A 23,463-nucleotide genomic window follows, 5' to 3' on the forward strand; every position below is an offset into this window, starting at 1 on the left:
TCCTTTTCTTCTGTTTCGGCTTTATATTATCGTGCAGGAGCACGAAAACAGACTGCGGGAAAGAGGATGCGGGGGGAAAAACTTACAGGCGGATGTGACGCGGGGTGCCGTTGACGTAAACAGGCGTCACCTCGTCCAGGATCAGCGGGCGGGCATATTCTTCAAATGCCGCCGTGACCTGCATCCCGTCCGGGGTGATCCAATCCAGCGGGACCTTCTTCTCAAGGTTCGCCACCTTCTGGACATCCACGGCCTCGGTGATGCACTGATAGGGATAGTTGGAGATGCGCTTGAGCGAGATCATCTTGCCGGTCTCGCCCGCAAAAGCAGCCGCAGCGGCCGCACCGCCCACGGCGTAGGCCTCGTTCACATCGGTGCGGCTGGCCAGATGGCTGGCACAGCGCTGCAGAGTCGAGAACTCGATGGCGCGGCTCTTGCAGTTCAGCCGGTCGTGGATGAGGTCGGACAGATAGCGGCTGGTGCCGCTGAGAATGGCCTTGTGGCCAAAGGCATCCAGCTGCCCGGCGGTGGAGACCAGATCGCACAGATAGGTGCCGTCGGCGGTCTTCACGCCCTCGCTGGCTGCGATGATGACATTGGGCTTGCTCTTTTGCAGCTCGTCCACCCTGGCCAGGAAGCGGTCCGCATCAAAGGGAACTTCCGGCAGCAGGATGAGGTCCGGGCCTTCGCAGTCATCACCGCCGGCCAGGCAGGCCGCACCGGCCAGCCAGCCTGCGTGGCGGCCCATGATCTCGGCCACGGTCACGCTGCGGATGTTGTAGACGGAAGAGTCCCGGATGACTTCCTTCAGGATGGTGGCAATGTACTTGGCTGCCGAGCCGTAGCCGGGGGTGTGGTCGGTCAGGCACAGGTCGTTGTCGATGGTCTTGGGCACACCGATGAACCGCACCGGGCTGCCCACCCGCGCGCCATAGCGGCTGAGCTTGGCGATGGTATCCATCGAGTCGTTGCCACCAATGTAGAACAGCGCACAGATGTCGTACTTGTCAAACAGGGTGAAGAGTTTAACGAACGGGGCGGCGTCCACATCCGGGTCAGGCAGCTTGTAGCGGCAGCTGCCCAGATAGCTGGACGGGGTGCGCTTGAGCAGCTCGATGCTCATGCGGTCGTTCAGCAGAACGTTCAGCTCCAGCATCTCTTCCTTGAGCAGGCCTTCGATGCCGTACTGCATCCCGTAGACCTTCTCAGCTCCCAGACTGATCGCGGCTTTGTAGACGCCTGCCAGACTGGAATTGATGACGGCTGTGGGGCCGCCGCTCTGGCCAATGATGACGTTTTTCGCCATGAGAACCTCCTTCTTATCCAAAAAACTGTTACGTCCCGCAAAACGGACGGCTGCGTTCGGAAACTGTTCCGGGTGCCCTGCACTGCTCCCGGAACAAGCGCAGCCATTCGCCGCAAGTCGTACAAAAAGAATGCAGGATGTGCAAGCACTTCAATGAAAACGGCACAATTCCTGCTACTCTTCTATTGTAAACCATTTGCCTGTTGTATGCAAGACCTGATTGGTTGCACAGGCAAAAAAATTATGATACAATAATGGTCATATGGCACAAAAAACGGTGCGATCCCGGAATGTGATGCAATTTTTGAGGGATACTACCCGTAAATATAAAAAAGGCAAGGGGAACGACGATGGGAATTTCACACGAATATCATTCGGCGCATGGCCGCGCCAGGCGCAGCCGTGCAGGGACCGGGCTGCGGCTGGCAGGGGTCATTGCAGCCATTCTGCTGCTCTCGCTGGCGGTGACGGCCATTCTGGAAAACGGTTCGAAGGAGAGCGAGCAGCCGCAGACCGCGACTTCCAGCGGCATGGCCGAGAACATTCTGGCTCCGCTGCCCATGCAGGGCGCAGCGGCCGACAGCACAGCGGGGGAGAGCGGGGAGACCGCAGCGGACTCCGGCAGTGCGGGCAGCACGGCGGATACCGGAGCCGCTGCCGTGACGTTGGAGACCTTCGGCCCGGCCCGGCAGACGGCGGGCGGCTACACGGTCAAGGCGCAGGACAGCAGCACCATCCGCCAGCCCAGCTGCGGGCAGGTGGACCTGAGCTATTTTGCGGATGCAGCCTTCCTCGGTGACAGCCTGACCGTGGGCTTTTCCGATTACAACATCAACCTGGGCGGTGCGCTCATCTGCGGCTACACGGGCGTCGGCCCGGACGCCATCGTGAACCGCAGCGCCGTCAAGAGCTCCACCCGCGGCGAGGAGGTCGCGCTGGATGTGCTGGCTGCTGCCCACCCGAAAAAGCTCTATCTTCTGCTGGGCACCAACACCCTGACCACGCTGGGCGCGGCAGACCGTTTCCTGGCCTACTATGGCCAGATGCTGGACCTGCTGCGGCAGACGCTGGGCAATGACTGCGTCATCTACGTCCAGTCCATCCCGCCGGTGCGCCCGGCCGCTGCGGCGGAAAAGCCCGGCCTTGCGTCGGACGTCATCCGCTCGGTCAATGAGCAGCTGGCCCTGCTGGCAGCGGACAAGGGCTGCGTTTACCTCGACCTGTGGGAGACCTTCGCCGACGGCGAGGGCAACCTGAAAGAGGTGCTGGCCGCTCCGGACGGCATCCATTTCTCGGCGGGCAACGGCTACGGTGCCTGGGTCACCTATCTGCGCAACCACGCGAAGTATTCGGCTGCCAATGCCTGGACGCCGGGCAGCGCCTACGCGGCAAATTAAGCACAAAAAGGAACGGCACACCGTCTGGTATGCCGTTCCTTTTTTGCGCCTGCTTATTCGGCCCAGAACACCCGGCCGTCCCGGCGGGGTGCGGGCTGCGGGGCTTCGCCGTCGATATAACCGACGACGCAGTGGCCGATGCCTTCCCACTCGCCCTCGACGCCGAGGTCTTTGAGCAGCTGCTTGTACTCCGGGCGTTCGAACTCCTCCTTGGCGCGGTGGATCCAGATACTGCCCAGACCCAGTGCGTGTGCGGCCAGCATCAGGTTGCCCATGACGAGGCTGCCGTCGTAGATGCCGGTGGGGCAGCTCTTGTCTGCCAGCACGATGAGGACCGCCGGGGCACCGTAGAAGGGGTCTTTGCCTTCCGGGAAGCCGCCGATCTCGCGGTTCAGGGCGGAGAGCCTGTCGCGCAGCTCCCTGTTGGTCACGGCCAGAATGATCGCGCCCTGTCGGCCTCTGCCGTTGGCGGCGTAAAGACCGGCCTCGATGATCTGCTGAAGCTCCTCTTTGCGGGGCATGGCGGGCTTGAACTGCCGGATGCTCCGGCGGGTCTCCATGGCCTGAATGATGTCGTTCATAACAAAACCTCCTTGTTTGTGTCTTTCACGCGGCACAGCGCCGCAGTGAGATGGAGTTTTCTTTATTATACAGAGAATGGAGCCGGTTTGCAAATAGAAAGGCAGACAAACACAAAAAACGGCACCGCAGGCCGTGGGGCTTGCGGTGCCGTTGAGCTGTTTTCGAAAAAGGGGAGCGCTTACTTCAGCTTGCTCTTGGCCTTCATGCGCTGGTCGTGGTTCAAGATCTGCTTGCGGATACGCAGGTTCTCCGGGGTGACTTCCAGCAGCTCGTCGGGTGCCAGGAACTCCAGGCAGCCCTCCAGGCTCAGCTTGCTGATGGGCACCAGACGCAGAGCGTCATCGGAGCCGGAAGCACGGGTGTTGGTCAGATGCTTGGTCTTGCAGACGTTGACATCGACGTCCTCGCCGGAAGCGGTGTAGCCGATGACCATGCCCTCGTAGACCTTCTCGCCAGCGCCGACCAGAAGGGTGCCGCGCTGCTGTGCGTTGAACAGACCGTAGGTGACAGCCTCGCCGGTCTCAAAGCTGACCAGAGAGCCGGTGGAGCGGTTGGCGATCATGCCGGCCCAGACGTCGTAGCCGTCGAAGATCTGGTTCAGGATGCCCTCGCCGTGGGTATCGGTCAGGAACTGGTTGCGGTAGCCGAACAGGCCGCGGCTGGGCATCCGGAACTCCAGACGGACACGGTCGGTGCCCAGAGACTCCATCTGCTGAAGGACGGCCTTGCGGGTGCCCAGACCGGTCATGACAGCGCCCTGATACTGGGTGGGCACGTCGATGACGACATGCTCCATAGGCTCGTAGGTCTTGCCGTCGATGATCTTGGTCAGAACGTGCGGGGGAGAGACCTGCAGCTCATAACCTTCGCGGCGCATGGTCTCGATCAGGATGGACAGGTGCATCTCACCACGGCCCATGACGCGGAAGGAATCGGTGGTAGCGGAGTCCTCCACCTTCAGAGCGACGTCCTTCAGCAGTTCTTTCTGCAGGCGGTCACGGATCTGGCGGCTGGTGACGAACTTGCCCTCGCGGCCGGCCAGCGGGCTGTCGTTGACGGAGAAGGTCATCTCGACGGTGGGGTCGTTGATCTTCACGAAGGGCAGCGGCTCGACCTGAGAGGGAGAGCACAGGGTGTTGCCGATGGTGACATCGGGCAGGCCGGAGAAGGCGACGATATCACCGGCGGTGATGTTGTCGCACGGCTGGCGGCCGTTGGCCTGGAAGTCGTACAGCTTGGTCAGACGGCCGCGCATCTTCAGGTCGGGATTGTGCCAGTCGCACACCAGGACCTCTTCGCCCACGCGGGCAACACCGTTCTGGATGCGGCCGATGCCGATGCGGCCCACGAACTCGTTGTAGTCGACCGAGGAGACCAGCATCTGGAACGGAGCCTCCGGGTCGCCTTCCGGCGGCTGGATGGTGCTCAGCAGGGTGTCGAACAGGGGGATCAGGTCGGTGCCCGGCACATCCGGGTCCAGGCTTGCGGTGCCCTGACGGCCGCAGCAGAACAGGATGGGGCAGTCCAGCTGCTCATCGGTAGCACCCAGATCCATCAGCAGGTACAGGACCTCGTCGATGACTTCCTTGATGCGGGCATCGGGGCGGTCGATCTTGTTGATGGCGACCACCAGGCTCAGGTTCTGCTGCAGAGCCTTCTGCAGCACGAAACGGGTCTGGGGCATGCAGCCTTCCGCTGCATCGACCAGCAGCAGAACACCGTTGACCATCTTCAGAACGCGCTCGACCTCGCCGCCAAAATCGGCGTGGCCCGGCGTATCGACGATGTTGATCTTGACACCCTTGTAGGTGCAGGAGCAGTTCTTGGCCAGAATGGTGATGCCGCGCTCACGCTCGATATCACCGCTGTCCATGACGCGCTCGGCCACGACCTGATTGTCGCGGAAAGCGCCGCTCTGACGCAGCATGGCGTCCACCAGCGTGGTCTTGCCGTGGTCAACGTGAGCGATAATGGCGACGTTGCGCAAATCGTTACGAACCATAAAATACAACCTCTCTATTTTGAATCTCTGTGTAGAAGTTACGTCATACGAATTAAGTTTATATCAGCAGGGGGTGGTTTGTCAAGATTGTATAAAAAATTTTTCGAAAATTCGGCGTTCTGCTTGATATTCCCGGCGCGATTTGGACGCATTGGAAAAAGAAAATATGTTATAATACAAGTGCAAAACCTCTCGGTCTCGCTTCGCTTGCTGCGGACGCGGTGCGAATGGCAGAGAGCATCGATCAGGAGGTGCTTTTGGATGAAACTGACATTTTTGGGCGCGAACCATGAGGTGACGGGCAGCTGTACCCTGCTGGAAGCCGCCGGGCAGCGCTATCTCATCGACTGCGGCATGGAGCAGGGCAGGGATACCTATGAGAATCAGCCCCTCCCCGTGGCCCCCGGCGAGATCGACGGTGTGCTGGCGACCCATGCCCACATCGACCACACCGGCCTGCTGCCGCTGCTGGCCCGCAACGGGTTCCGGGGCAGGATCTATGCCACCAACCCCACCGTGGAGCTGTGCGGCATCATGCTGCGGGACTCTGCCCACATCCAGGAGTTTGAGGCGGAGTGGAAGAACCGCAAGGGCAAGCGCTCCGGTGCCGAGCCGGTGGAGCCGATGTATACCGTCCAGGATGCCGAAGCGGCCATCAAGTTGTTCCGGGGCGTGGATTACAACACGAAACTGGAACTGGCCCCCGGCCTTGTGATCGAGTTCGTGGATGTGGGCCATCTGCTGGGGTCGGCCAGCATTGCGATCTGGGTGACGGAGAACGGCACCACCACCAAGCTCGTCTTCTCCGGCGACATCGGCAACCAGAACCAGCCCCTCATCAAGGACCCGACCTATCTGACCGATGCCGATTATGTGGTGATGGAATCCACCTACGGCGACCGGCTCCACGGCCCCCGCCCGGATTACATCGGCGAACTGGCCAGAATATTGCAGCGCACCTTTGACCGGGGCGGCAATGTGGTCATCCCCAGTTTCGCGGTGGGCCGCACACAGGAGCTGCTCTATTTCATCCGGGAGATCAAGGAAAAAGGTCTGGTCAAGGGCCACGGCAATTTCCCGGTGTACATCGACAGCCCGCTTGCCATCGAGGCGACCCGCATCTTCAGGGATACCGACCCTGACTGTTTTGACGAGGCGGCCCGCGCCCTGCTGGCCCAGGGCATCGACCCCATCCAGTGCCCCGGCCTGCGGGTCAGCGTGACCAGCGATGAATCCCGGATGATCAACGCTGACCGGGAGCCGAAGGTCATCCTCTCGGCCAGCGGCATGTGCGAGGCCGGCCGCATCCGCCACCATCTCAAGCACAACCTCTGGCGGCCGGAGTGTACCATCCTCTTTGTGGGCTATCAGGCCGTCGGCACACTGGGCCGCACCCTCATTGAAGGTGCTACCGATGTCAAACTGTTCGGTGAGGCCATCGAGGTGCGGGCGGAGATCTGCCAGCTGACCGGTCTGTCCGGCCACGCGGACAAAAACGGCCTGCTGGCGTGGATCAACGCCTTTTCGCCCAAGCCCAAGCGGGTCTTCATCGTCCACGGCGACGACGAGGTGGAGAACATCTTCGCCCAGACCCTCACCGACGAAGGCTTCACGGCCTGTGCGCCCTACAATGGGGCGCAGTGGGTCATCGGGGCTGAGGGGGCCGTCTGTGTGCAGGAGGGCACCAGAGTGCGGGTCGAGCATCGGCCCAGTGAGGGTGCCAGCCGCGCCGCCACGGTTTTCCAGCGCCTGGTCAGCGCAGGCAAGCGCCTGCTGCGGGTCATCGAACACAACGAGGGAGGGGCCAACAAGGACCTTGCCAGGTTTGCCGACCAGATCAACGCCCTCTGCGACAAGTGGGACCGATAAGAAAAACAGCAAAAGCCACGCGAAAGCGTGGCTTTTGTCTTACGTGGAAGGACGGTAGCTGTCCTTTTCCACAACATCATAAATGCTGCGCCCGGCAAGCTGCTCAAAATGAGCTTTCAGGGCAAGGTTCATGTCCCATTTGTTCTGGGGGTAATCGCCGTAGCGGCGCTTGACATCAGCCATCCGCTCCTCGATATCCACGACGCCGGTCGCATCCGCCAGCGAGTCGCAGAGCTGAATGAGCCGGTCGTAGTCGTCGTAGACCATGGTGGCGAGCTCCCGCTCAATAAGGGCCGTTTCTTTGGGTGTGGTGTCCCTGTGGCCGACATAGCTGGCAAGGGATTGGTCGTTGAACGAGTGGCTCATGCAGACGCGGGCCACTTCGTCATAGCCCAGCTCCATCATATAAGTGTAGCCGTCCGACACATGGCCGAGGTGCCGCTTGCCGTAGCGGCGGCCAATGTCGTGCAGCAGGCCCAGCACGAACGCCTTGTCCGGGTCCAGCCCGACGGCTGCGGCGATCTTCTCCGCGCAGTGAGCGGCGGTGCGGCTGTGGTCGCCCCAGGGACCGGGGTTGTGCGGCTCGGCCTCCGCCAGCAGGGCAATGGCTTCTTCACGGGTGGGGTACATACGCAGCCTCCTTTTTCACGGCTCCAGCGCGTCGATGGACGCCTGAAGCGTCTGGTAGAATCTGCCGAGGTGGACGCCGTCGAGGAAGCGGTGATTCACCTCTACCGACATCCCCAGCGTCTCGCGGCCTGCGCCGTCCGGGACGTATTTTCCCCAAGCAATGCGGGGGATGTTGTCGTCGCGGTCAAAATCGCGCTCGTTGGTCAGGGCCGTGAGGTCGAACCAGGGGGTGCAGGAAAAATAGATGAGGGCATCCAGCTCTTTGTCGTCCTGGTCGAGGAAGAGAGCCTGTGCCTCGCTGCGGGCCTTGGCGGCGGCGCAGAACTGCTCCAGCATTTCTTCCTGCGGCAGGGTGACGATGTGAAAATCCTCGCTGCCGGGTTTCAGGTCGGTAAAACTGGGGATGCGCTCGTCCAGTAGATAAACTTCGCCATCCCGGATGGTATAGCGGAAGTTCTCCACGGCATTGACGGCGTTCGTCGCGAGATACACGAGCGCATAGTAAAACGAGAGCCCGCGCTGCTTGGTGTAGGCGTGGAGGTTCGTCACATCCACCCGGAAAGTGACACTGTAAAACGGTTGGGACACCGCCGAGAAAAAGCCGAACTTTTCCGCGCGGGGCCAGGTGGAACGGTCGATCTTCTGCATGGCAATGCTCGCTTTCTCTTAAAAGGCGTACCGCTCCATCGTCTCCGGGCTGCGGAACTCGTGCTTTTCGTAGTAGCCGATGAGGGTGCCGTCGGCGTCCCGCAGGGCGACCATGTAGACGTCCTTGTTCTGCTTTTCGTTGTGATAGGTGTAGATGATGTTGTGCTCCGGGCTGGCCGCGAACCAGTCCACGACTTCCTGAATGCGGCTGTTCGAGCTGGCATTGTGGCAGTGGAGCAGGCTGCGGCCGATGAGCGCCGCGCCGCCGTGCTTGGCGTAATTGCGGACGGCGGCAGGGTTCATGTAGACGATGGTATGGTTCAGGTCACACAGGACGACCGATGCGGTGTCCTGGTCGATGACACTTTTGAAATAGGCGTTCAGGTTTTCCATGGAGAGTCTCCTTTTATTCTTTGCTCTGGTCCAGCGCGTCGAACTGCTTCAAGATCTGCGGGTCTTTCAGCTTGATGACCTTGCCGGAGAGGTAGTGCAGGGTGTTCTCCTCCGGGATATCGAGGAAGCGGACGCGGACGGCGCAGAGGGCCTGCGTTTTGGTGCCGGTGCGCTCGTTCATCTTGCGGTTGCCGTATTTGATATCGCCCAGCACCGGCTTGCCGAGGTAGGCGAGGTGAGCGCGGATCTGGTGCGTCCGCCCGGTGATGAGGCCGATCCTGCACAGCGCGAACGGCCCGGCGGTGCGCAGAACGTCCACGTCGGTGATGATCTGCTTCCGGCGCTCATCCTGAGACTGGTGCGCGTGGATGCTGACCTTGTTGTTCTTCTCGTCGTGCTCCCACCAGGCCGTGAAGCGGCCGCTCTGGGGGATGCCCACGGTGATGGTGTAGTATTCCTTTTTGAGCAGATCGGTGCGGATGATCTCGTTCATGTCCCGCAGAGCGGCGTAGCTCTTGGCTGCGATGACCAGACCCTCGGTGCCGCGGTCCAGCCGGTTGCAGATGCCGGGCTTGAAGCGGTTCTCGCCATGGGGGTCGTACTCGCCCTTCTGCGCGAGGTACTGGGTGAAGGCGTCCACCAGATTCGCGTCGCCGGTGCGGTCGCTGTGGCAGAGCAGGTGGGTGGGCTTGTAGAGCACGGCGATGTTCTCGTCCTCGTAGATGATTGTCACCTTGGGCTGATTGGGCTGCTTTTTGGGGGCTTTCGGTGCGGACTTCGCCCCTTCCGGCGGGAAGAACTCGTCGTTGATGTAAAGTTCGATGAGGTCGCCGGCCTGGATGCGGTCTTCGGGGGCGCCTTTTTTGCCGTTGACCTTGATGCGCTTATTGCGGAAGCTCTTGTACAGCAGACTTGTGGGAAGATCGCGGGTCACGCTCTGTACAAAGCGGGAGAGCCGCACACCGTCGTCGTTGGCGGTCGCAGTGTATTGTTTCATTCTTGTTCTGTTCCTCATGTTGAAGCGCGGATGGGCCGCGCATGGATGTGATAACCTTATAATAAACTACTCGTTTTCTGAAGTCAACGCGAAAATTTAGGCCGGGCCCTTGTGTTTTGCAGAAAATCGGGTACTATTAAGAGGAGAAAGCGCGCGAAAGGAGCCGACTTATGGCGGAAGATTCAAAGATCCATACCGGGCACCGCAGGCGGATGCGCAGCCGGGTGGCAGAGAACGGCTTTGCCAGCCTGGAACCGCATGAGGCGCTGGAATGCCTGCTGTACATCACCAACGCGCGGAAGAACACGAACCGGATGGCTCACGAGCTCATCGACCGCTTCGGTGATTTTGCCGGGGTGCTGGATGCCTCGGAGGAAGACCTGATGACGGTGGAGGGCGTTGGCCCGGCCACGGCCCGGATGCTGCATCTGATGCCCGATGTCTGCCGATACTATACCCAGTGCCGCACCGGCAGAAACGGCTGCCTGAAGACGACGGAACAGCTGGCGGAACACCTGATGGGCCTGTTTGCCGGGGCCGTGCAGGAGCGCGCCCTTCTGCTGGCGCTGGACAGCCGCAGCCGGGTCCGGGCGACGCTCTGGCTCAAGGACGGCACCAGCGACCGGGTGAGCCTTGCCATCAAAGACGTGGTGGCGGCAGCCTTGAAGGGCGGCACCGACCGGGTCGTGCTCTGCCACAACCACCCAAACGGCGTGGCGCTGCCCTCGCGGGAGGACATCCAGGCCACCGAGAACATCGTCCGGGCGCTGGGGCTCGTCCATGTTCTTCTGCGGGACCACATCATCCTGACCGAGACGGAGTATTTTTCCATGCGGGAGGAGAACCGCCTGCCGTTCTACGACCTTGCGACCGGGGAGATGTTAAGGCCGTACTGAGATGCAGGAAAGGCCGCATCTCCGGGAGCTTTTCCCGGCGGGTCAAAGGGCATTCCATGCCCTCCCCAACGCTTCGCGTCGGGTCCCCACCTCGGATACCCGCCGGGAAAACTCCCCTCGTGCGGCAGAGTCAGCTGGCAGGATGTCGGGTGGTCTCCCAAGCAAGTGTCCGACGGGTGGGACCCTGTTGCCGCAGGCAATAGGGCGGGGTATGGAATCCCCGTCTCACTTGCGGGGAGACTGCCCGATGTCCTGCTCTGTCCAAAAAACTTCTTGTTTACTTTATAAAATAGTTGTGCTATACTGAACACAAAAAGCACAACTATTTGTGGTTCCATGACAATCGAAAGGAGAGAGCGGCATGGCAGATGAAACCTTCCATCTGGTCTCGGACTATGCCCCGATGGGCGACCAGCCGCAGGCCATCCAGCAGCTTGTGGAGGGTGTGGAGCGCGGCGACCGCTGCCAGACCCTGCTGGGTGTGACCGGCAGCGGCAAGACCTTCACCATGGCGAACGTGATCGCCCAGTGCAACCGCCCCACGCTGGTGCTGGCCCACAATAAAACGCTGGCGGCGCAGCTCTGCACCGAGTTCCGGTCGTTTTTCCCGGACAATGCGGTGGAGTATTTCGTGTCCTACTACGATTACTACCAGCCCGAAGCCTATATCCCCAGCACGGATACCTATATTGAAAAGGACAGCGCCATCAACGATGAGATCGACCGCCTGCGCCACTCGGCCACGGCGGCGCTGTCGGAGCGGCGGGATGTTATCATCGTGGCGTCGGTGTCCTGCATCTACTCGCTGGGCGACCCCATCGACTACCGCAGCATGGTCATCAGCCTGCGCCCCGGCATGGAGATGGAGCGCGATGTGCTGTGCAAGCGGCTGGTGGACCTGCAATATGAGCGCAACGACATCAATTTTATCCGCAACAAGTTCCGTGTCCACGGCGACACGGTGGACATCTACCTGGCCTATATGAGCGATCTGGCCATCCGGGTGGAGTTTTTTGGGGACGAGATCGACCGCATCGTCGAGTTCAACCCTGTCACCGGGGCCAAGCAGAACGTGGTCAAGCATGTGGCAATCTTCCCGGCCAGCCACTATATCGTCAGCGCCGAAAAAAAGGCGAAGGCACTGGAAAAGATCCGCGCCGAGTGCGACGCGCAGGTCAAACAGTTCACTTCCGAGGGCAAGCTCATCGAGGCCCAGCGCATCCAGCAGCGGACGAATTACGACATCGAGATGCTGACCGAGGTCGGCATGTGCAAGGGCATCGAGAACTATTCGGCGGTGCTGTCGGGCCGTGCGCCGGGCAGTATGCCGACCACCCTGCTGGATTATTTCCCGGAGGATTTTCTGCTCTTCGTGGACGAGAGCCATGTCACCCTGCCCCAGGTCCGCGCCATGTACGGCGGCGATTTTGCCCGCAAGAAAACGCTGGTGGAGTATGGCTTCCGCCTGCCCTCGGCGTTTGACAACCGCCCGCTCAAATTCGAAGAGGTGGAGTCGAAGCTGAACCAGATCGTGTTCGTGTCGGCTACGCCCGGCGAGTATGAGCGGAAGAACAGCACGCAGATCGCGCAGCAGGTCATCCGGCCCACCGGCCTGCTGGACCCGCTCATCTCGGTGCGCCCGGTCGAGGGCCAGGTGACCGACCTGCTGGGCGAGATCAACGCCCGCACGGCGAAAAATGAACGGGTCCTCGTCACGACCCTGACCAAGAAAATGGCTGAAGACCTGACCGACTTTTTGACCGAACAGGGCGTCAAGGTCAAGTATATGCACCACGAGGTGGACACCTTCGAGCGGATGGAGATCATCAAGGACCTCCGCCTCGGCTCCATTGATGTGGTGGTGGGCATCAACCTGCTGCGCGAGGGTCTGGACCTGCCGGAAGTCAGCCTCGTTGCCATCCTGGATGCCGACAAGGAAGGCTTCCTCCGCAGTGAGACGAGCCTGATCCAGACCATTGGCCGCGCCGCCCGCAACGCGGAGGGTCTGGTCATCATGTATGCGGACGAGGTGACGGACAGCATGGAGCGCGCCATCACCGAGACCGAACGCCGCCGCGCCATCCAGATGGCATACAACGAGTCCCACGGCATCGTGCCCCGGACCATCGTCAAGGCCATCCCGGATTCCATCGAGATCAGCGACAAGGCCGAGAACGCGAAGATGAACACCCGGCGGATGGGCAAGCTGGAGCGGGAAGCCGCCATCGACCGGCTGACCCGCGAGATGAAGGAAGCCGCCAAGCTGCTGGAATTTGAGCATGCGGCCTTCCTGCGCGACCAGATCGACCGCCTGCGCCGGGGTGAGAACCCTACCGTGGACTCGGCTGCCGAGACCGAGCGCAAACAGAACCATGCACAGACACAGAGAAGAGGGAGAAAGTACCTTGGCAAACGATAAGATCGTCATCAAAGGCGCACGGGAGCACAACCTGAAAAATGTCAATTTGACCCTCCCGCGCGAAAAACTCATCGTCATGACCGGTTTGTCCGGTTCGGGCAAGTCGAGCCTTGCCTTTGATACCATTTATGCCGACGGCCAGCGCCGCTACGTCGAGAGCCTGTCCAGCTACGCCCGGATGTTCCTGGGCCGGATGGACAAGCCCGATGTGGACGAGATCACTGGCCTGTCGCCGGCCATTTCCATCGACCAGAAGACCACGAGCCACAACCCGCGTTCCACCGTGGGCACTGTGACCGAGATCTACGATTATCTGCGCCTTTTATATGCCCGCGTGGGTGTGCCTCACTGCCCGGTCTGCGGCCGGGTCATCAGCCAGCAGACTGTGGATGAAATGGTGGATGCTGTCCTGAAACTGGACGAAGGCACGAAGTTTCAGGTGCTGGCTCCGGTCGTCCGCCAGCGCAAGGGCACCCAGCAGAAGGAGCTGGACGCAGCTCGCCGGGGCGGCTACTCCCGTGTCCGCATCGACGGGGATCTCTATGACCTCGACGAGGAGATCACGCTGGAAAAGAACATCAAGCACACGGTGGAGATCGTCGTGGACCGCCTCGCCATGCGCAAGGGCATCCGGGGCCGCCTGGCTGACTCGCTGGAAACGGCTCTGGCTCTGACCGGCGGCATCGCAGAGGTGGATGTCATCGGCGGCGAGTGCATGACCTTCAGCCAGAACTTTGCCTGCCCGGAACACGGCATCTCCATCAGCGACCTGTCGCCCCGGCTGTTCTCCTTCAACAACCCGCTGGGTGCCTGCGAAAAGTGCACCGGCCTGGGCACGTTCATGCGGGTGGACGAGGAGCGCATCCTGCCCAACCGGAGCCTGTCCATCCGGCAGGGAGCCATCAAGGCCAGCGGCTGGTATTACGCCGAAGGCTCCGTCAGCGAGATGTACTATCTTGGTCTGGGAAAAAAGTACGGTTTCACGCTGGATACGCCCATCAATGAGATGAGCACGGAGGCCGTCAACGCCCTTTTGTACGGCACCAACGGCGAAAAGATCGAGATGCACCGCACCAACGAGTTCGGCAGCGGCGTCTACTACAACACCTTTGAGGGCATCGTCGAAAATCTGGAGCGCCGCTTCCGCGAGACGAACAGCGAGTGGATGAAGGAGGAGATCGGCAGCTTCATGTCCGGCGTCGAGTGCCCGGACTGCCATGGCCGCCGCCTGAAGCCGGTAGTGCTGGCCGTGACCATCGGGGACAAGAACATCAGCGAATTCTGCGAGATGTCCATCCGGGATGAACTGCGCTTCATCGCGGAAAATGAGCCGAATCTGACCGAAAAGCAGAAACAGATCGGCGGGCAGATCATGAAGGAGATCAAGAACCGCCTGCAATTTTTGCAGAGTGTGGGTCTGGATTACCTGACGCTGGCCCGCTCAGCAGGCACACTGTCCGGCGGCGAGAGCCAGCGCATCCGCTTGACCACCCAGATCGGCAGTGCGCTGTCCGGTGTGCTGTATGTTCTGGACGAGCCCAGCATCGGCCTGCACCAGCGCGACAACGACAAGCTCATTGCGACCCTGAAGGATCTGCGCGACCTGGGCAATACGGTCATCGTGGTCGAACACGACGAGGATACCATGCGCAGCGCCGATTATATCGTGGATGTCGGCCCCGGTGCTGGCGTCCACGGCGGCGAGATCGTGGCAGCCGGCACGGTGAAGGACATCTGCAAGGCCAAGCGAAGCATTACCGGCGACTATCTGTCCGGCCGCAAGCGCATCCCGGTGCCGGAGATCCGCCGCGCAGGGAATGGCAGCTGCCTGACCGTGAAGGGGGCCCGCGAGAACAACCTGCGCAACATCGACGTCCGTTTCCCGCTGGGCGAGTTCATCTGCGTCACAGGCATTTCCGGTTCGGGCAAGTCGAGCCTCATCAACGAGATCCTGTACAAGACGCTGGCCAGCGAGCTGAACGGTGCCCGCGCCCGCGCAGGCAAGTGCGATGGGGTAGAGGGGCTGGAATTTGTCGATAAGGTCATCGGCATCGACCAGCAGCCCATTGGCCGCACCCCGCGCTCCAACCCGGCCACTTATACCGGCGTGTTCAACGACATCCGCGCCGTTTTCGCCGAGACGCAGGACGCCAAGATGCGCGGCTACGGCCCCGGACGGTTCAGCTTCAACGTCAAGGGCGGCCGCTGTGAGGCCTGCGAGGGCAACGGCATCCTGCAGATCGAGATGCACTTTTTGCCGGACGTCTACGTCCCCTGCGAGGTGTGCAAGGGCGCCCGCTACAACCGCGAGACGCTGGAGGTGAAGTACAAGGAAAAGACCATCTCCGACGTGCTGAACATGACGGTGGAAGAGGCAGTGGTCTTCTTTGCCAACCAGCCCAAGATCGCCCGCAAGCTGCAGACGCTGCTGGATGTGGGCCTGGGGTACGTGACCCTGGGGCAGAGCGCCACGACTCTTTCGGGCGGCGAGGCGCAGCGGGTGAAGCTGGCCAATGAGCTGGCCCGCCGCGGCACCGGCAAGACGGTGTATATCCTCGACGAGCCGACCACCGGTCTGCACATTGCCGATGTCCACCGCCTCATTGAGGTGCTGCAGAAACTGGTGGATGCGGGCAACACCGTCATCGTCATCGAGCACAACCTCGACCTCATCAAATGCGCAGACCACATCATCGACCTCGGCCCCGAAGGCGGCAGCGCAGGCGGCCTGGTCATCGCAGAGGGCACCCCGGAGCAGGTGGCCGAAACAGAGGGCAGCTTCACGGGCCAATATCTCAAGCCGCTGCTGGAAAAGGACAAGCTGCTGCGCCAGCAGGAGGCCGAGGCAGCACAGAACGCGCCCGCCGCAAAGAAATCAAAAAAGAAAGAACGTACTCTAGAGGATTTTACAAAAATCTGAAAAAATTTCAAAAATCTGTTGACAAACACCCGTGATTCGCGTATAATATTTCCTGTCGCCACGCTTCGGTAGGGAAGCGGCGGTCGATATCCGGGTGTAGCGCAGTTTTGGTAGCGCGCTTGAATGGGGTTCAAGAGGCCGTGAGTTCGATTCTCGCCACTCGGACCATAAATCCAACGATTTCACGTTAGAAATCGTTGGATTTTTTTGTTTGTAGGCTGACCTCATTTGGTTTTGACCACAATTTTGACCACAATGCCAACGATTTTATCTGGTCTAATTAGTGCCGTTCCGTCCAATTTTCAGGCCGAAAACGCCTCACTGAACAACTGGATCGCACTCTGCCGAATGGATTCCTGAACATGGAGATAATGCTCAGTCATCTCGGTATCGGCGTGGCCTACGATACTCTGGATGGTCTGGATATCCACGCCCAATGCCTGCATCTGCGACACATAGGTGTGGCGGCAGCTGTGCGGCGTGAGCAAGCGGACATCGCCCGCTTCTTCCAGAGATTTGCGGAATACATCCCGGAAATGGGTGGGATTGCAGGGCAAGCCGGTTTTGGGACTTTCCCAGATGAACTGGTCGGTGGTATCCCGCAGCTTGATGGCACATGAGCGGACATTCAGCGGCACCGGAATATCCCGGATACTGTCTTTGGATTTCGGACTGCCAATGCTGACTGTACCTTTTACGACCTTTACTGCCTGCCGGATGTGAATGACAGAGCCATCTTCTTCAATAAACTGCGGCTCCAAAGCCAGAAGTTCCTGCATTCTCATTCCAGTGCCGAGTAAAAGCCGAATGCTCAATCCCATGCGGTCATCAGGCAGCACCTTCATCAGGTGTGCGACTTCCGCTGTGGTAAAGGCTTCCTTGCGTTTTGCGGTACCGGATGCCCGCATCTTTTCAGCAAGCCGGACCGGGTTGCGGCGCACAAGGTCATTGGCTTCTGCCTTTTGAAAGATCTGGTAGAGCATCCCTCGTGCCTTGCTGATGTAAGAATCCGAGCGGCCATCGCGCCGCATCCCTTTCAGGAAGATTTCGATGTCGATGGGGCGTATGACGGTCAAGGGGCGATGATAAAATCCCTCTTTGAGCATTTTCAGGCAGTATTTGTAGCTTTCCTGTGTCGTGGGAGCGATATTATCCCTGTGACCCTCGAACCATGTATCAGCCCAATCCTCAAAGTACAGGATCGTGTCCAGCTGGACACCGCTGATAAGCGCATCCTGATACTCTTTCAGTTTGAGCTTGACCTCCTTCTGGGTCTTGCCATAGAAGGTCTTGAAGCGCGGCGAACCATCTTTCTGGTAGCCGTCCATCATACGTAATTCCCAGCGACCATCGCTGCGGTGGCGAAGCGTACCCTCGCCGTGTGAACGTTTGCTTGGCATATTGCCTCCTTCCTGATCGAGATGCAGGATTCGGGCTGGATAGCCAGCGCGCTATCAAAATGACTTGCTGCCAGCAGCCAGCCGGTGATGGCAGTACCCAGACCGCCGCCCAGCTTCACACCGAGAGAAGTGCAGGAGTACATCGTGCCATCCACGCGCTTATGCTTCGTCAGCCAAGTGTACTCGGAGCAAGCAGCAATCGCAGCGTTCATATCGCCCTGCCAAGGACCCTGACCAAGAGCTGCGATTGCAGTAAAGAGCAGCATCAAGGTCACATTGCCGCTGCCCATGTAACCAGCTACAGCAACCAGTGCACGAGAAATCGTTGCCAGAGTATAGCTCATGACGTTCAGCTTATACATTCCATTCCACTTTGCAACCAAGGTCGGGGTGAACACCAGTGCGATGATCAGAGGAATGTTGATTGCCCAAGAGAATACACCGAACAGATTCTGGTTGCCAAGGATGTAGGTTGCATAGTAGGTGCCCATGCTGATCATGGCACCGTAGATCTGCTGCAAAATGTAGGTGACGCAAATCATCATATAATATTTGTTACCAGCAAGCAGCTTTGCAGCCTGAACCAGATTGTACTTTTCGTCATATGCACAAAATCAAAGAGTTTGTAATTTTTTGATAGAACATTTCCAAAATCACTGTAAAGTCTCTGAAGATGAGGAGGACGCAGGGATGTATTTCAACTCAGGATATTTGAACAACTCCCGTTTGGATTTCAAAGACTACTCAAAGCCGCTGGTCGTAGGCAGCTGCGGCACTTATCGCTTGAAAAAACGCCCTAAGCTACCTACTTTTTGGGCAAAGGGTCGCAGAGACTATCAAATCCTCTATGTGGCATCTGGTAAAGCGCACTTCTGGTTCGATGGTGTTGAGGAAGTGGTGACTTCTGGACACATGGTGCTTTATCAGCCGAAAGAAATCCAGAAGTATGTCTACTATGTAGAAGACCACCCAGAGGTGTTCTGGATTCACTTTACAGGATACGATGTCAAAAACATCCTGAACTATTACGGAATCCCCTTGGACAAGCACGTTTTTTACAGCGGCACACTGCCGGATTACAAAATGCTGTTCCGAAAGATCATCCGGGAACTGCAACAATGTGAATATGGCTATGAAGACTATATTGCTTCTCTCTTCAACATCATTCTGCTTTTAGTAAGCAGGCAACAGCAGGAAAGCGAGAAAACAACTACGAGCATCCCGGAAGAAATCGAAGCTGCCGTTGCATACTTTAACGAGAATTATAACACAAAGGTCAGTGTGGACGATTACGCAGAATCGCTGCATATCAGTACGAACTGGTTTATCCGTAATTTTAAGCAGTACATGAAAATAAGCCCTGCACAATACATCCTGTCCCTTCGGATGGTAAATGCACAAAGCTTATTGGAGAACACCGAATACAATATTGGAGAAATTGCAGAGATCGTAGGGTATGATAACCCACTCTATTTTAGCCGGGTATTCAAGAAAGAGTATGGTGTCAGTCCGGCACAGTACCGAAAGAATCTGGAAGAATCTACTGAAAAATGAGAAAGATTCCTTTACCAAAAGGACGCTGCCGCCTCTGGGTAAGAGGTTGCAGCGTCTTTTTGGTATCAGAGGGCGAATGATCTGTCAGACCGAACGGCTCTCAGCGAATTGGATACTTTTAGCTTGCATTTTCCTGTTCGTCAAGAATGCGCCAGCCGTCCATCAGGTCTGAATTTTCCATAATAAAGGTGTGGGCAGTATCCTGTCCCCACGAGTTGTCGTATTTCAGCATCAGATAATCGCTCAACTCGGTTCGATTTTTGAACTTCAACAAGCGATACGGCTCCTGAAAAGCGACCTTTTCAACGAAATATACTGCATCCGATGTGGGAAGCATAACGCCGACATGACCGATCATAAGAGAATTGTCCGTTTCAGAGAACTGATCGTGCAGGACAACGGAGACAAGACGAATCTTATCATCTTCTACGAAGGAGAGACCGCGTTTCTTCCATTCCTGCTGGATCGTTTTCAAATGGGTAGGAATATCGGTCGTATTAGTGGTTTTGACCGGGGCGAACAGCGCATCAAATTTTTGCCGTTCATCGCCGCAAAGGGATTCCGGGTCAGAATCCAGTGTTTCATAGTCCATAAACAGAGTGTCCTCGGCTGAGTCAAGGTCTGCCTTGCCTGTGACAGTGATAAAATCACCGAACAGCCCACAGGCGGTAATCCGACAGTTCCAGCCGGGGAAGGTATCGTATTTTTCTGCCCATGCGTCCTGCATGGAGTAAGGATCGTATTTCAGATCCAAAGGCTTGGCATTTTCAAAACCTGTGGTGAGCCATGCCGGGTCCACGGCATTGTTGAACTTCTGCACATGATCAAAGAAGGTCCGTATCCGCAGGTCAGATACGCCGGCATTCTGCAAAAGTTTGGAAAGAAGAGCCTGTGTATTAGAATCTGCCAAATTGGAGTATTCAATTTGCTGAAGGACGGGCTGAGAAGCTTTTTGAGTGCAGCCCCCTGCCAGAAATGCACCGCAAAAAAGTGCAGCGGAGCAGACAAGAAAAGTTCGACGTTTCAAAAATGGTCACCTCGTTGTGTTTTTCGGAAAGTTTCTTTGAGTGCCGGAGTCTCAACCATAGGCGAAGAGAGCAACGCCGTTGGTCTCGTAACGAATGGTATCACAGATAAACAAAGAAAATCAATGACTTCTGTCGTATTTGACCATATATAATGTTGCAGTATCCATATCCCATACGGCTAACGTCCATGTGGGGAAAGACAATGCGGCAGTTTTCTGAACGATTTTCTTCATGTCGGACACAACAGGAGTATACCCAAGTTAAAATAAGAATTTTCCGTTTTTTCCGAATGGAAGGTTCAAATCGCTTTCCAGTTTGAAAACGGTGTAAAGTCAGACGTTGGGGGTTGTATCGAAACCGCCTGCAAAAGCCTGAAAACGGTGCAGGCGAAGCAATGCAGCCCCCAAAAATCGGCTTCAACAAAAAGAAAAGCACCATACTTCCTACGAAGTACAGTGCTTTTTTGGTGGAGAATAGCGGGATCGAACCGCTGACCTCTTGCATGCCATGCAAGCGCTCTCCCAGCTGAGCTAATCCCCCACATGTTTGGTTTCGTGTCTTGCGACGTGAATTATTATACCAGCAGGAAGGGGCGCTGTCAACACTTTTTTCGAATTTCCTGCGAAGTTTTTGCGGAGAAAGGCGCCCCGGCGGGCGGTAGACCTGCCGGGGCGCGATGGTGCGTGAAAAATCAGGCTTTGGTGTACTGGCGGTCGAAGATCTGCGGGGCCACCTTGATGAGCAGCACAGCGGCCACCACGGTGAGCAGGGTCTCCGGCAGCATGTAGCTGGCATTGTAGACCAGGCTGTAGGTCCAGGCGCTCAGGCCCTCGTTCAGGTTGCCCCAGACGAGTACGCCGGAGAGGAAGCTGCACAGGAAGCGCAGCACACCGGCCATAAAGGTGCCGAAAGCCACGCCGACCATCCGATTCTTGAAGGGGCGGGCAAACAGCTCAGCCGTGCCCAGCGCCATAAAGGCGATGAGGTAGTCCAGCAGGACTTCGCCCAGGAAGTACAGGAAGGTGGGCGTCGGGGGCGCCCAGAAGCCCAGCAGCATTTGCAGGCAGCCGTTGACCAGGCCGGTGAACAGGCCCCACTTGACGCCATGGCGGAAGGACACCAGCACAAAGGGCAGCATGCTCAGCAGGGTGACGCTGCCGCCGTTGGGCATGGTGAAGATCTTGATGTTCGACAGCACGGTGCCGATGGCGATCATCAGGGCGCACTCCACCAGAATGCGGGTCTTGGAATAGGAATTCGACATTTTGGATTCGCTCCTCTAAAAATATAGTACACAAAAACAAAATACGCCTGCGATCAGCAGGCGTAGAGGCTTCGTTTGTGAAAGATGGGAACATTCCGCAAACTTACCTACGCCGGCATTACCCGGATCAGGTTCAAGGGTACTCCGCAGTGTGCGGATCTCAGCCTTTCGGCGCCCCTGTTTTCATGTCCGTCTCCCAGTATAGTCGTCCGACGCCAAAAGTCAAGCCCCGGCGAGCATATTGCGCCCCTCCGCCTCATATTTTTTACCAAGGAGTCTTGCGGAGGAGGGGACAGGGCATGAAAGTGGAACCGGAACAGCGGGCCGCACTGCTGGGGGAGTACATCGCAAAAAACAGCGCAACGGTGCGGGCCGCAGCGCGGGCGTTCGGGTGCAGCAAATCCACCGTGCACAAGGATGTTTCGTCCCGGCTGCGGCGGGTGGACCCCGACTTGTTCCAGCGGGTGCAGGCAGTGCTGGCCCGGAACAAGGCCGAGCGGCATCTGCGGGGCGGGGCGGCCACCCGCCGGAAATACGGCAAGAAATAAGAGCGGCGGCGCATCCTTATAGATAGGTTATATAAGGGTGTGCCGCTTTTGCTGCTATTTGCTGCGGAATTGTTCCAGCGCGGCCTTTTCGAGCCGGCTGACCTGCGCCTGGCTGATGCCGATCTCCCGCGCCACCTCCATCTGCGTTTCGCCCTTGAGGTAGCGCAGCTCCATGATCCGCTTTTCGCGCGGGGTCAGGGACGCGACGGTCTCCCGGAACTGCAGGCCGCTGATCCAGCTGTCCTCGCCGTCGGGGTCACGCACCTGGTCGATGACATACATGGCGTCGCCGCCGTCGGTATAGAGCGGCTCCTCAAGGCTGAGCGGTTCCACCACCGACTCCAGCGCCGCCGTCACCTCCCGGCGGGACAGGCCCGCCTGCTGCGCGATCTCGTTCACCGTAGGCTCCCGGCCCAGCTGCTTTTCCAGCCTCTCCCGCGCCTGCATGGCTTTATAGGCCGTATCCCGCAGCGACCGGCTGACCCGCAGGGCGTTGTTGTCCCGCAGAAAGCGGCGGATCTCGCCGATGATCATCGGGACGCCGTAGGTGGAGAACCGCACGTTCTGGGCCGGATCAAAGTTGTCAATGGCCTTGATCAGCCCGATGCAGCCTACCTGAAACAGGTCGTCGAGATTCTCGCCTCGCTGGGCGAACCGCTGCACCACGCTGAGCACCAGCCGCAGGTTGCCCTCGATCATCTGCTGGCGGGCGGCGGCGTCGCCCGCATGGACCCGCGTCAGCAGCTCCCGCTTCTGTGCTTCGGTCAGGACAGGCAGCTGTGCCGTATCCATCCCGCAGAGCTCGACTTTGTTGTACATCCGCGCCCCTCCGGTTTCGTTTTGACGTTACCGGAAGTATGGGGCGGGGGCAGGGGAATCATGCGTGGGAATTTTTGCCCGCTCAGTCCTCCAGCTTCTTTTTCAATTCCCGGATGATGCGTTTTTCGAGGCGGGAGATGTAGCTCTGGCTGATGCCGAGGGCGTCGGCGGCCTCTTTCTGGGTGCGCTCGACGCCGTCCAGCAGCCCGAAGCGCAGTTCCATGATCTGGCGCTCCCGCGGGGAGAGCAGGGCCACCGACTGCCGGAGGGTGGCCCGCTCGGCACTCTGTTCGAGCCGCTGGCTGACCAGATCCTCGTCGCTGCCGAGGATGTCGGAGAGAAGCAGCTCGTTGCCGTCGCCGTCCACGTTCAAAGGCTCGTCGATGCTGGCCTCCTGGCGGCGGTTGGAGCTTTTGCGCAGATACATCAGGATCTCGTTGCCGATGCAGCGGCTTGCGTAGGTGGCAAGTTTGATGTTCCGTTCCGGCGTGAAGGTATTGACCGCTTTGATCAGCCCGATGGTGCCGATGGAGATCATGTCCTCGGCAGGGACGCCGGTGTTCTCGTACTTTTTGGCAAGGTAGACCACCAGCCGCAGGTTGTGGGTGATGAGGTCATCCCGCGCGGCGCGGTCGCCTGCCATCATCCGGGCGAGCAGGGCTTTTTCCTGCTCCGGTGTCAGGGGCGGCGGCAGACTGGGCACCCCAGCAACATAGTGGGCGGCACCGGGGCAGACGAACAGGACGTACAGCCGACGGAAAAACGATAACAGGTGATTCAACGAAAAGCCT

19 protein-coding genes, 2 tRNA genes, 1 pseudogene and 1 riboswitch are annotated in these 23,463 nt (G+C 58.7%); of the genes and pseudogenes, 8 read left to right on the forward strand and 14 right to left on the reverse strand.

What is annotated here, in order from left to right:
• Positions 1 to 82: 82 nt before the first annotated feature.
• Positions 83 to 1,306 (reverse strand): 6-phosphofructokinase, encoded by a 1,224-nt coding sequence (locus tag I5P96_RS05700; protein WP_118552542.1) that lies wholly within the window; start codon positions 1,304 to 1,306, stop codon positions 83 to 85.
• A gap of 350 nt (positions 1,307 to 1,656) precedes the next feature.
• Between I5P96_RS05700 and I5P96_RS05705 the strand changes: the two genes are divergently transcribed.
• Positions 1,657 to 2,703 carry a GDSL-type esterase/lipase family protein gene (locus I5P96_RS05705; protein WP_223383541.1) on the forward strand — a complete coding sequence of 349 codons (1,047 nt, stop codon included), beginning with the start codon at positions 1,657 to 1,659 and terminating at the stop codon, positions 2,701 to 2,703.
• A 53-nt stretch (positions 2,704 to 2,756) separates the two neighbouring features.
• Here I5P96_RS05705 and I5P96_RS05710 read toward each other — a convergent pair whose 3' ends face one another.
• Together I5P96_RS05710 and typA are read right to left on the reverse strand one after the other, a co-directional pair.
• Positions 2,757 to 3,284, reverse strand: coding sequence for a nitroreductase family protein (locus I5P96_RS05710; RefSeq protein ID WP_223383542.1), 528 nt, complete (start codon positions 3,282 to 3,284; stop codon positions 2,757 to 2,759).
• Positions 3,285 to 3,463: 179 nt separating this feature from the next.
• Positions 3,464 to 5,287 carry a translational GTPase TypA gene (gene typA / locus I5P96_RS05715; protein WP_223383543.1) on the reverse strand — a complete coding sequence of 608 codons (1,824 nt, stop codon included), beginning with the start codon at positions 5,285 to 5,287 and terminating at the stop codon, positions 3,464 to 3,466.
• A 261-nt stretch (positions 5,288 to 5,548) separates the two neighbouring features.
• On the opposite strand from typA, the gene I5P96_RS05720 reads away from it, so the two are divergent.
• A complete protein-coding gene (locus I5P96_RS05720; RefSeq protein ID WP_223383544.1) occupies positions 5,549 to 7,156 on the forward strand; it encodes an MBL fold metallo-hydrolase RNA specificity domain-containing protein in 1,608 nt (535 codons plus the stop codon).
• A 39-nt stretch (positions 7,157 to 7,195) separates the two neighbouring features.
• On the opposite strand, the gene I5P96_RS05725 is transcribed toward I5P96_RS05720, so the two are convergent.
• The 4 genes from I5P96_RS05725 to I5P96_RS05740 are packed head-to-tail and all read right to left on the reverse strand — an operon-like array spanning position 7,196 to position 9,824.
• Entirely contained in the window at positions 7,196 to 7,786 is a 591-nt protein-coding gene (locus I5P96_RS05725) for an HD domain-containing protein (protein ID WP_223383545.1), read from the reverse strand.
• Positions 7,787 to 7,801: 15 nt separating this feature from the next.
• Positions 7,802 to 8,434, reverse strand: coding sequence for a CatA-like O-acetyltransferase (locus I5P96_RS05730; RefSeq protein ID WP_223383546.1), 633 nt, complete (start codon positions 8,432 to 8,434; stop codon positions 7,802 to 7,804).
• Positions 8,435 to 8,452: 18 nt separating this feature from the next.
• A complete protein-coding gene (locus tag I5P96_RS05735) occupies positions 8,453 to 8,827 on the reverse strand; it encodes a PAS domain-containing protein (RefSeq protein WP_207686453.1) in 375 nt (124 codons plus the stop codon).
• 13 nt (positions 8,828 to 8,840) lie between these two features.
• On the reverse strand, positions 8,841 to 9,824 hold the full coding sequence (locus I5P96_RS05740) for an RluA family pseudouridine synthase (RefSeq protein ID WP_223383547.1): 984 nt from the start codon (positions 9,822 to 9,824) through the stop codon (positions 8,841 to 8,843).
• A gap of 170 nt (positions 9,825 to 9,994) precedes the next feature.
• On the opposite strand from I5P96_RS05740, the gene I5P96_RS05745 reads away from it, so the two are divergent.
• The 4 genes from I5P96_RS05745 to I5P96_RS05760 all read left to right on the forward strand — a co-directional run bounded on the left by I5P96_RS05745 (position 9,995) and on the right by I5P96_RS05760 (position 16,227).
• Positions 9,995 to 10,720, forward strand: coding sequence for a RadC family protein (locus I5P96_RS05745; RefSeq protein WP_223383548.1), 726 nt, complete (start codon positions 9,995 to 9,997; stop codon positions 10,718 to 10,720).
• 361 nt (positions 10,721 to 11,081) lie between these two features.
• Positions 11,082 to 13,139: an excinuclease ABC subunit UvrB gene (uvrB, locus tag I5P96_RS05750; RefSeq protein WP_223383549.1), complete on the forward strand. Its 2,058-nt coding sequence runs from the start codon at positions 11,082 to 11,084 to the stop codon at positions 13,137 to 13,139.
• On the forward strand, positions 13,126 to 16,059 hold the full coding sequence (uvrA, locus tag I5P96_RS05755) for an excinuclease ABC subunit UvrA (protein ID WP_223383550.1): 2,934 nt from the start codon (positions 13,126 to 13,128) through the stop codon (positions 16,057 to 16,059). Before uvrB ends, uvrA begins: the two co-directional genes overlap by 14 nt.
• A gap of 90 nt (positions 16,060 to 16,149) precedes the next feature.
• A tRNA-Pro gene (locus I5P96_RS05760) sits at positions 16,150 to 16,227 on the forward strand.
• 134 nt (positions 16,228 to 16,361) lie between these two features.
• Here I5P96_RS05760 and I5P96_RS05765 read toward each other — a convergent pair.
• Both I5P96_RS05765 and I5P96_RS05770 read right to left on the reverse strand, forming a co-directional pair.
• Entirely contained in the window at positions 16,362 to 17,459 is a 1,098-nt protein-coding gene (locus tag I5P96_RS05765) for a tyrosine-type recombinase/integrase (protein ID WP_223383551.1), read from the reverse strand.
• A gap of 14 nt (positions 17,460 to 17,473) precedes the next feature.
• Positions 17,474 to 18,061: pseudogene (locus tag I5P96_RS05770) on the reverse strand (MFS transporter); the annotation flags it as partial.
• A gap of 88 nt (positions 18,062 to 18,149) precedes the next feature.
• Here I5P96_RS05770 and I5P96_RS05775 point away from each other — a divergent pair.
• The gene (locus tag I5P96_RS05775) at positions 18,150 to 19,013 is read left to right on the forward strand and encodes a helix-turn-helix domain-containing protein (protein ID WP_223383552.1); all 864 of its coding nucleotides are present in this window, start codon (positions 18,150 to 18,152) and stop codon (positions 19,011 to 19,013) included.
• A 118-nt stretch (positions 19,014 to 19,131) separates the two neighbouring features.
• Here the strand turns inward: I5P96_RS05775 and I5P96_RS05780 are convergent, their stop codons facing one another.
• The 3 genes from I5P96_RS05780 to thiT all read right to left on the reverse strand — a co-directional run bounded on the left by I5P96_RS05780 (position 19,132) and on the right by thiT (position 21,305).
• The gene (locus tag I5P96_RS05780; RefSeq protein WP_223383553.1) at positions 19,132 to 20,040 is read right to left on the reverse strand and encodes a DUF4300 family protein; all 909 of its coding nucleotides are present in this window, start codon (positions 20,038 to 20,040) and stop codon (positions 19,132 to 19,134) included.
• 465 nt (positions 20,041 to 20,505) lie between these two features.
• Positions 20,506 to 20,581, reverse strand: a tRNA-Ala gene (locus tag I5P96_RS05785).
• Between the two features lie 151 nt (positions 20,582 to 20,732).
• Positions 20,733 to 21,305: an energy-coupled thiamine transporter ThiT gene (thiT, locus tag I5P96_RS05790; RefSeq protein ID WP_097793405.1), complete on the reverse strand. Its 573-nt coding sequence runs from the start codon at positions 21,303 to 21,305 to the stop codon at positions 20,733 to 20,735.
• A gap of 86 nt (positions 21,306 to 21,391) precedes the next feature.
• A riboswitch (TPP riboswitch) is annotated at positions 21,392 to 21,494 on the reverse strand.
• A gap of 110 nt (positions 21,495 to 21,604) precedes the next feature.
• Here thiT and I5P96_RS05795 point away from each other — a divergent pair.
• On the forward strand, positions 21,605 to 21,853 hold the full coding sequence (locus I5P96_RS05795; RefSeq protein ID WP_097793406.1) for a sporulation transcriptional regulator SpoIIID: 249 nt from the start codon (positions 21,605 to 21,607) through the stop codon (positions 21,851 to 21,853).
• A gap of 54 nt (positions 21,854 to 21,907) precedes the next feature.
• Here the strand turns inward: I5P96_RS05795 and sigG are convergent, their stop codons facing one another.
• Complete coding sequence (gene sigG / locus I5P96_RS05800; protein ID WP_223383554.1) at positions 21,908 to 22,672, reverse strand: RNA polymerase sporulation sigma factor SigG; 765 nt, start codon at positions 22,670 to 22,672, stop codon at positions 21,908 to 21,910.
• An 82-nt stretch (positions 22,673 to 22,754) separates the two neighbouring features.
• A complete protein-coding gene (sigK, locus tag I5P96_RS05805; RefSeq protein WP_223383734.1) occupies positions 22,755 to 23,444 on the reverse strand; it encodes an RNA polymerase sporulation sigma factor SigK in 690 nt (229 codons plus the stop codon).
• Positions 23,445 to 23,463 lie beyond the last annotated feature (19 nt).

The organism is Faecalibacterium prausnitzii, from assembly GCF_019967995.1.
In the GTDB taxonomy this organism is placed as follows: Bacteria; Bacillota; Clostridia; order Oscillospirales; family Ruminococcaceae; genus Faecalibacterium; species Faecalibacterium prausnitzii_E.

Bases quoted from the DNA above. Each gene is read 5' to 3' on its own strand.
- typA (WP_223383543.1), bottom strand. From the start codon at position 5,287: ATGGTTCGTAACGATTTGCGCAACGTCGCCATTATCGCTCACGTTGAC.
- I5P96_RS05730 (WP_223383546.1), bottom strand. From the start codon at position 8,434: ATGCAGAAGATCGACCGTTCCACCTGGCCCCGCGCGGAAAAGTTCGGC.
- sigG (WP_223383554.1), bottom strand. From the start codon at position 22,672: ATGTACAACAAAGTCGAGCTCTGCGGGATGGATACGGCACAGCTGCCT.
- thiT (WP_097793405.1), bottom strand. From the start codon at position 21,305: ATGTCGAATTCCTATTCCAAGACCCGCATTCTGGTGGAGTGCGCCCTG.
- I5P96_RS05735 (WP_207686453.1), bottom strand. From the start codon at position 8,827: ATGGAAAACCTGAACGCCTATTTCAAAAGTGTCATCGACCAGGACACC.
- I5P96_RS05740 (WP_223383547.1), bottom strand. From the start codon at position 9,824: ATGAAACAATACACTGCGACCGCCAACGACGACGGTGTGCGGCTCTCC.
- I5P96_RS05725 (WP_223383545.1), bottom strand. From the start codon at position 7,786: ATGTACCCCACCCGTGAAGAAGCCATTGCCCTGCTGGCGGAGGCCGAG.
- I5P96_RS05745 (WP_223383548.1), top strand. From the start codon at position 9,995: ATGGCGGAAGATTCAAAGATCCATACCGGGCACCGCAGGCGGATGCGC.
- I5P96_RS05795 (WP_097793406.1), top strand. From the start codon at position 21,605: ATGAAAGTGGAACCGGAACAGCGGGCCGCACTGCTGGGGGAGTACATC.
- uvrB (WP_223383549.1), top strand. From the start codon at position 11,082: ATGGCAGATGAAACCTTCCATCTGGTCTCGGACTATGCCCCGATGGGC.
- I5P96_RS05705 (WP_223383541.1), top strand. From the start codon at position 1,657: ATGGGAATTTCACACGAATATCATTCGGCGCATGGCCGCGCCAGGCGC.
- I5P96_RS05710 (WP_223383542.1), bottom strand. From the start codon at position 3,284: ATGAACGACATCATTCAGGCCATGGAGACCCGCCGGAGCATCCGGCAG.
- I5P96_RS05720 (WP_223383544.1), top strand. From the start codon at position 5,549: ATGAAACTGACATTTTTGGGCGCGAACCATGAGGTGACGGGCAGCTGT.
- I5P96_RS05700 (WP_118552542.1), bottom strand. From the start codon at position 1,306: ATGGCGAAAAACGTCATCATTGGCCAGAGCGGCGGCCCCACAGCCGTC.
- I5P96_RS05765 (WP_223383551.1), bottom strand. From the start codon at position 17,459: ATGCCAAGCAAACGTTCACACGGCGAGGGTACGCTTCGCCACCGCAGC.
- I5P96_RS05775 (WP_223383552.1), top strand. From the start codon at position 18,150: ATGTATTTCAACTCAGGATATTTGAACAACTCCCGTTTGGATTTCAAA.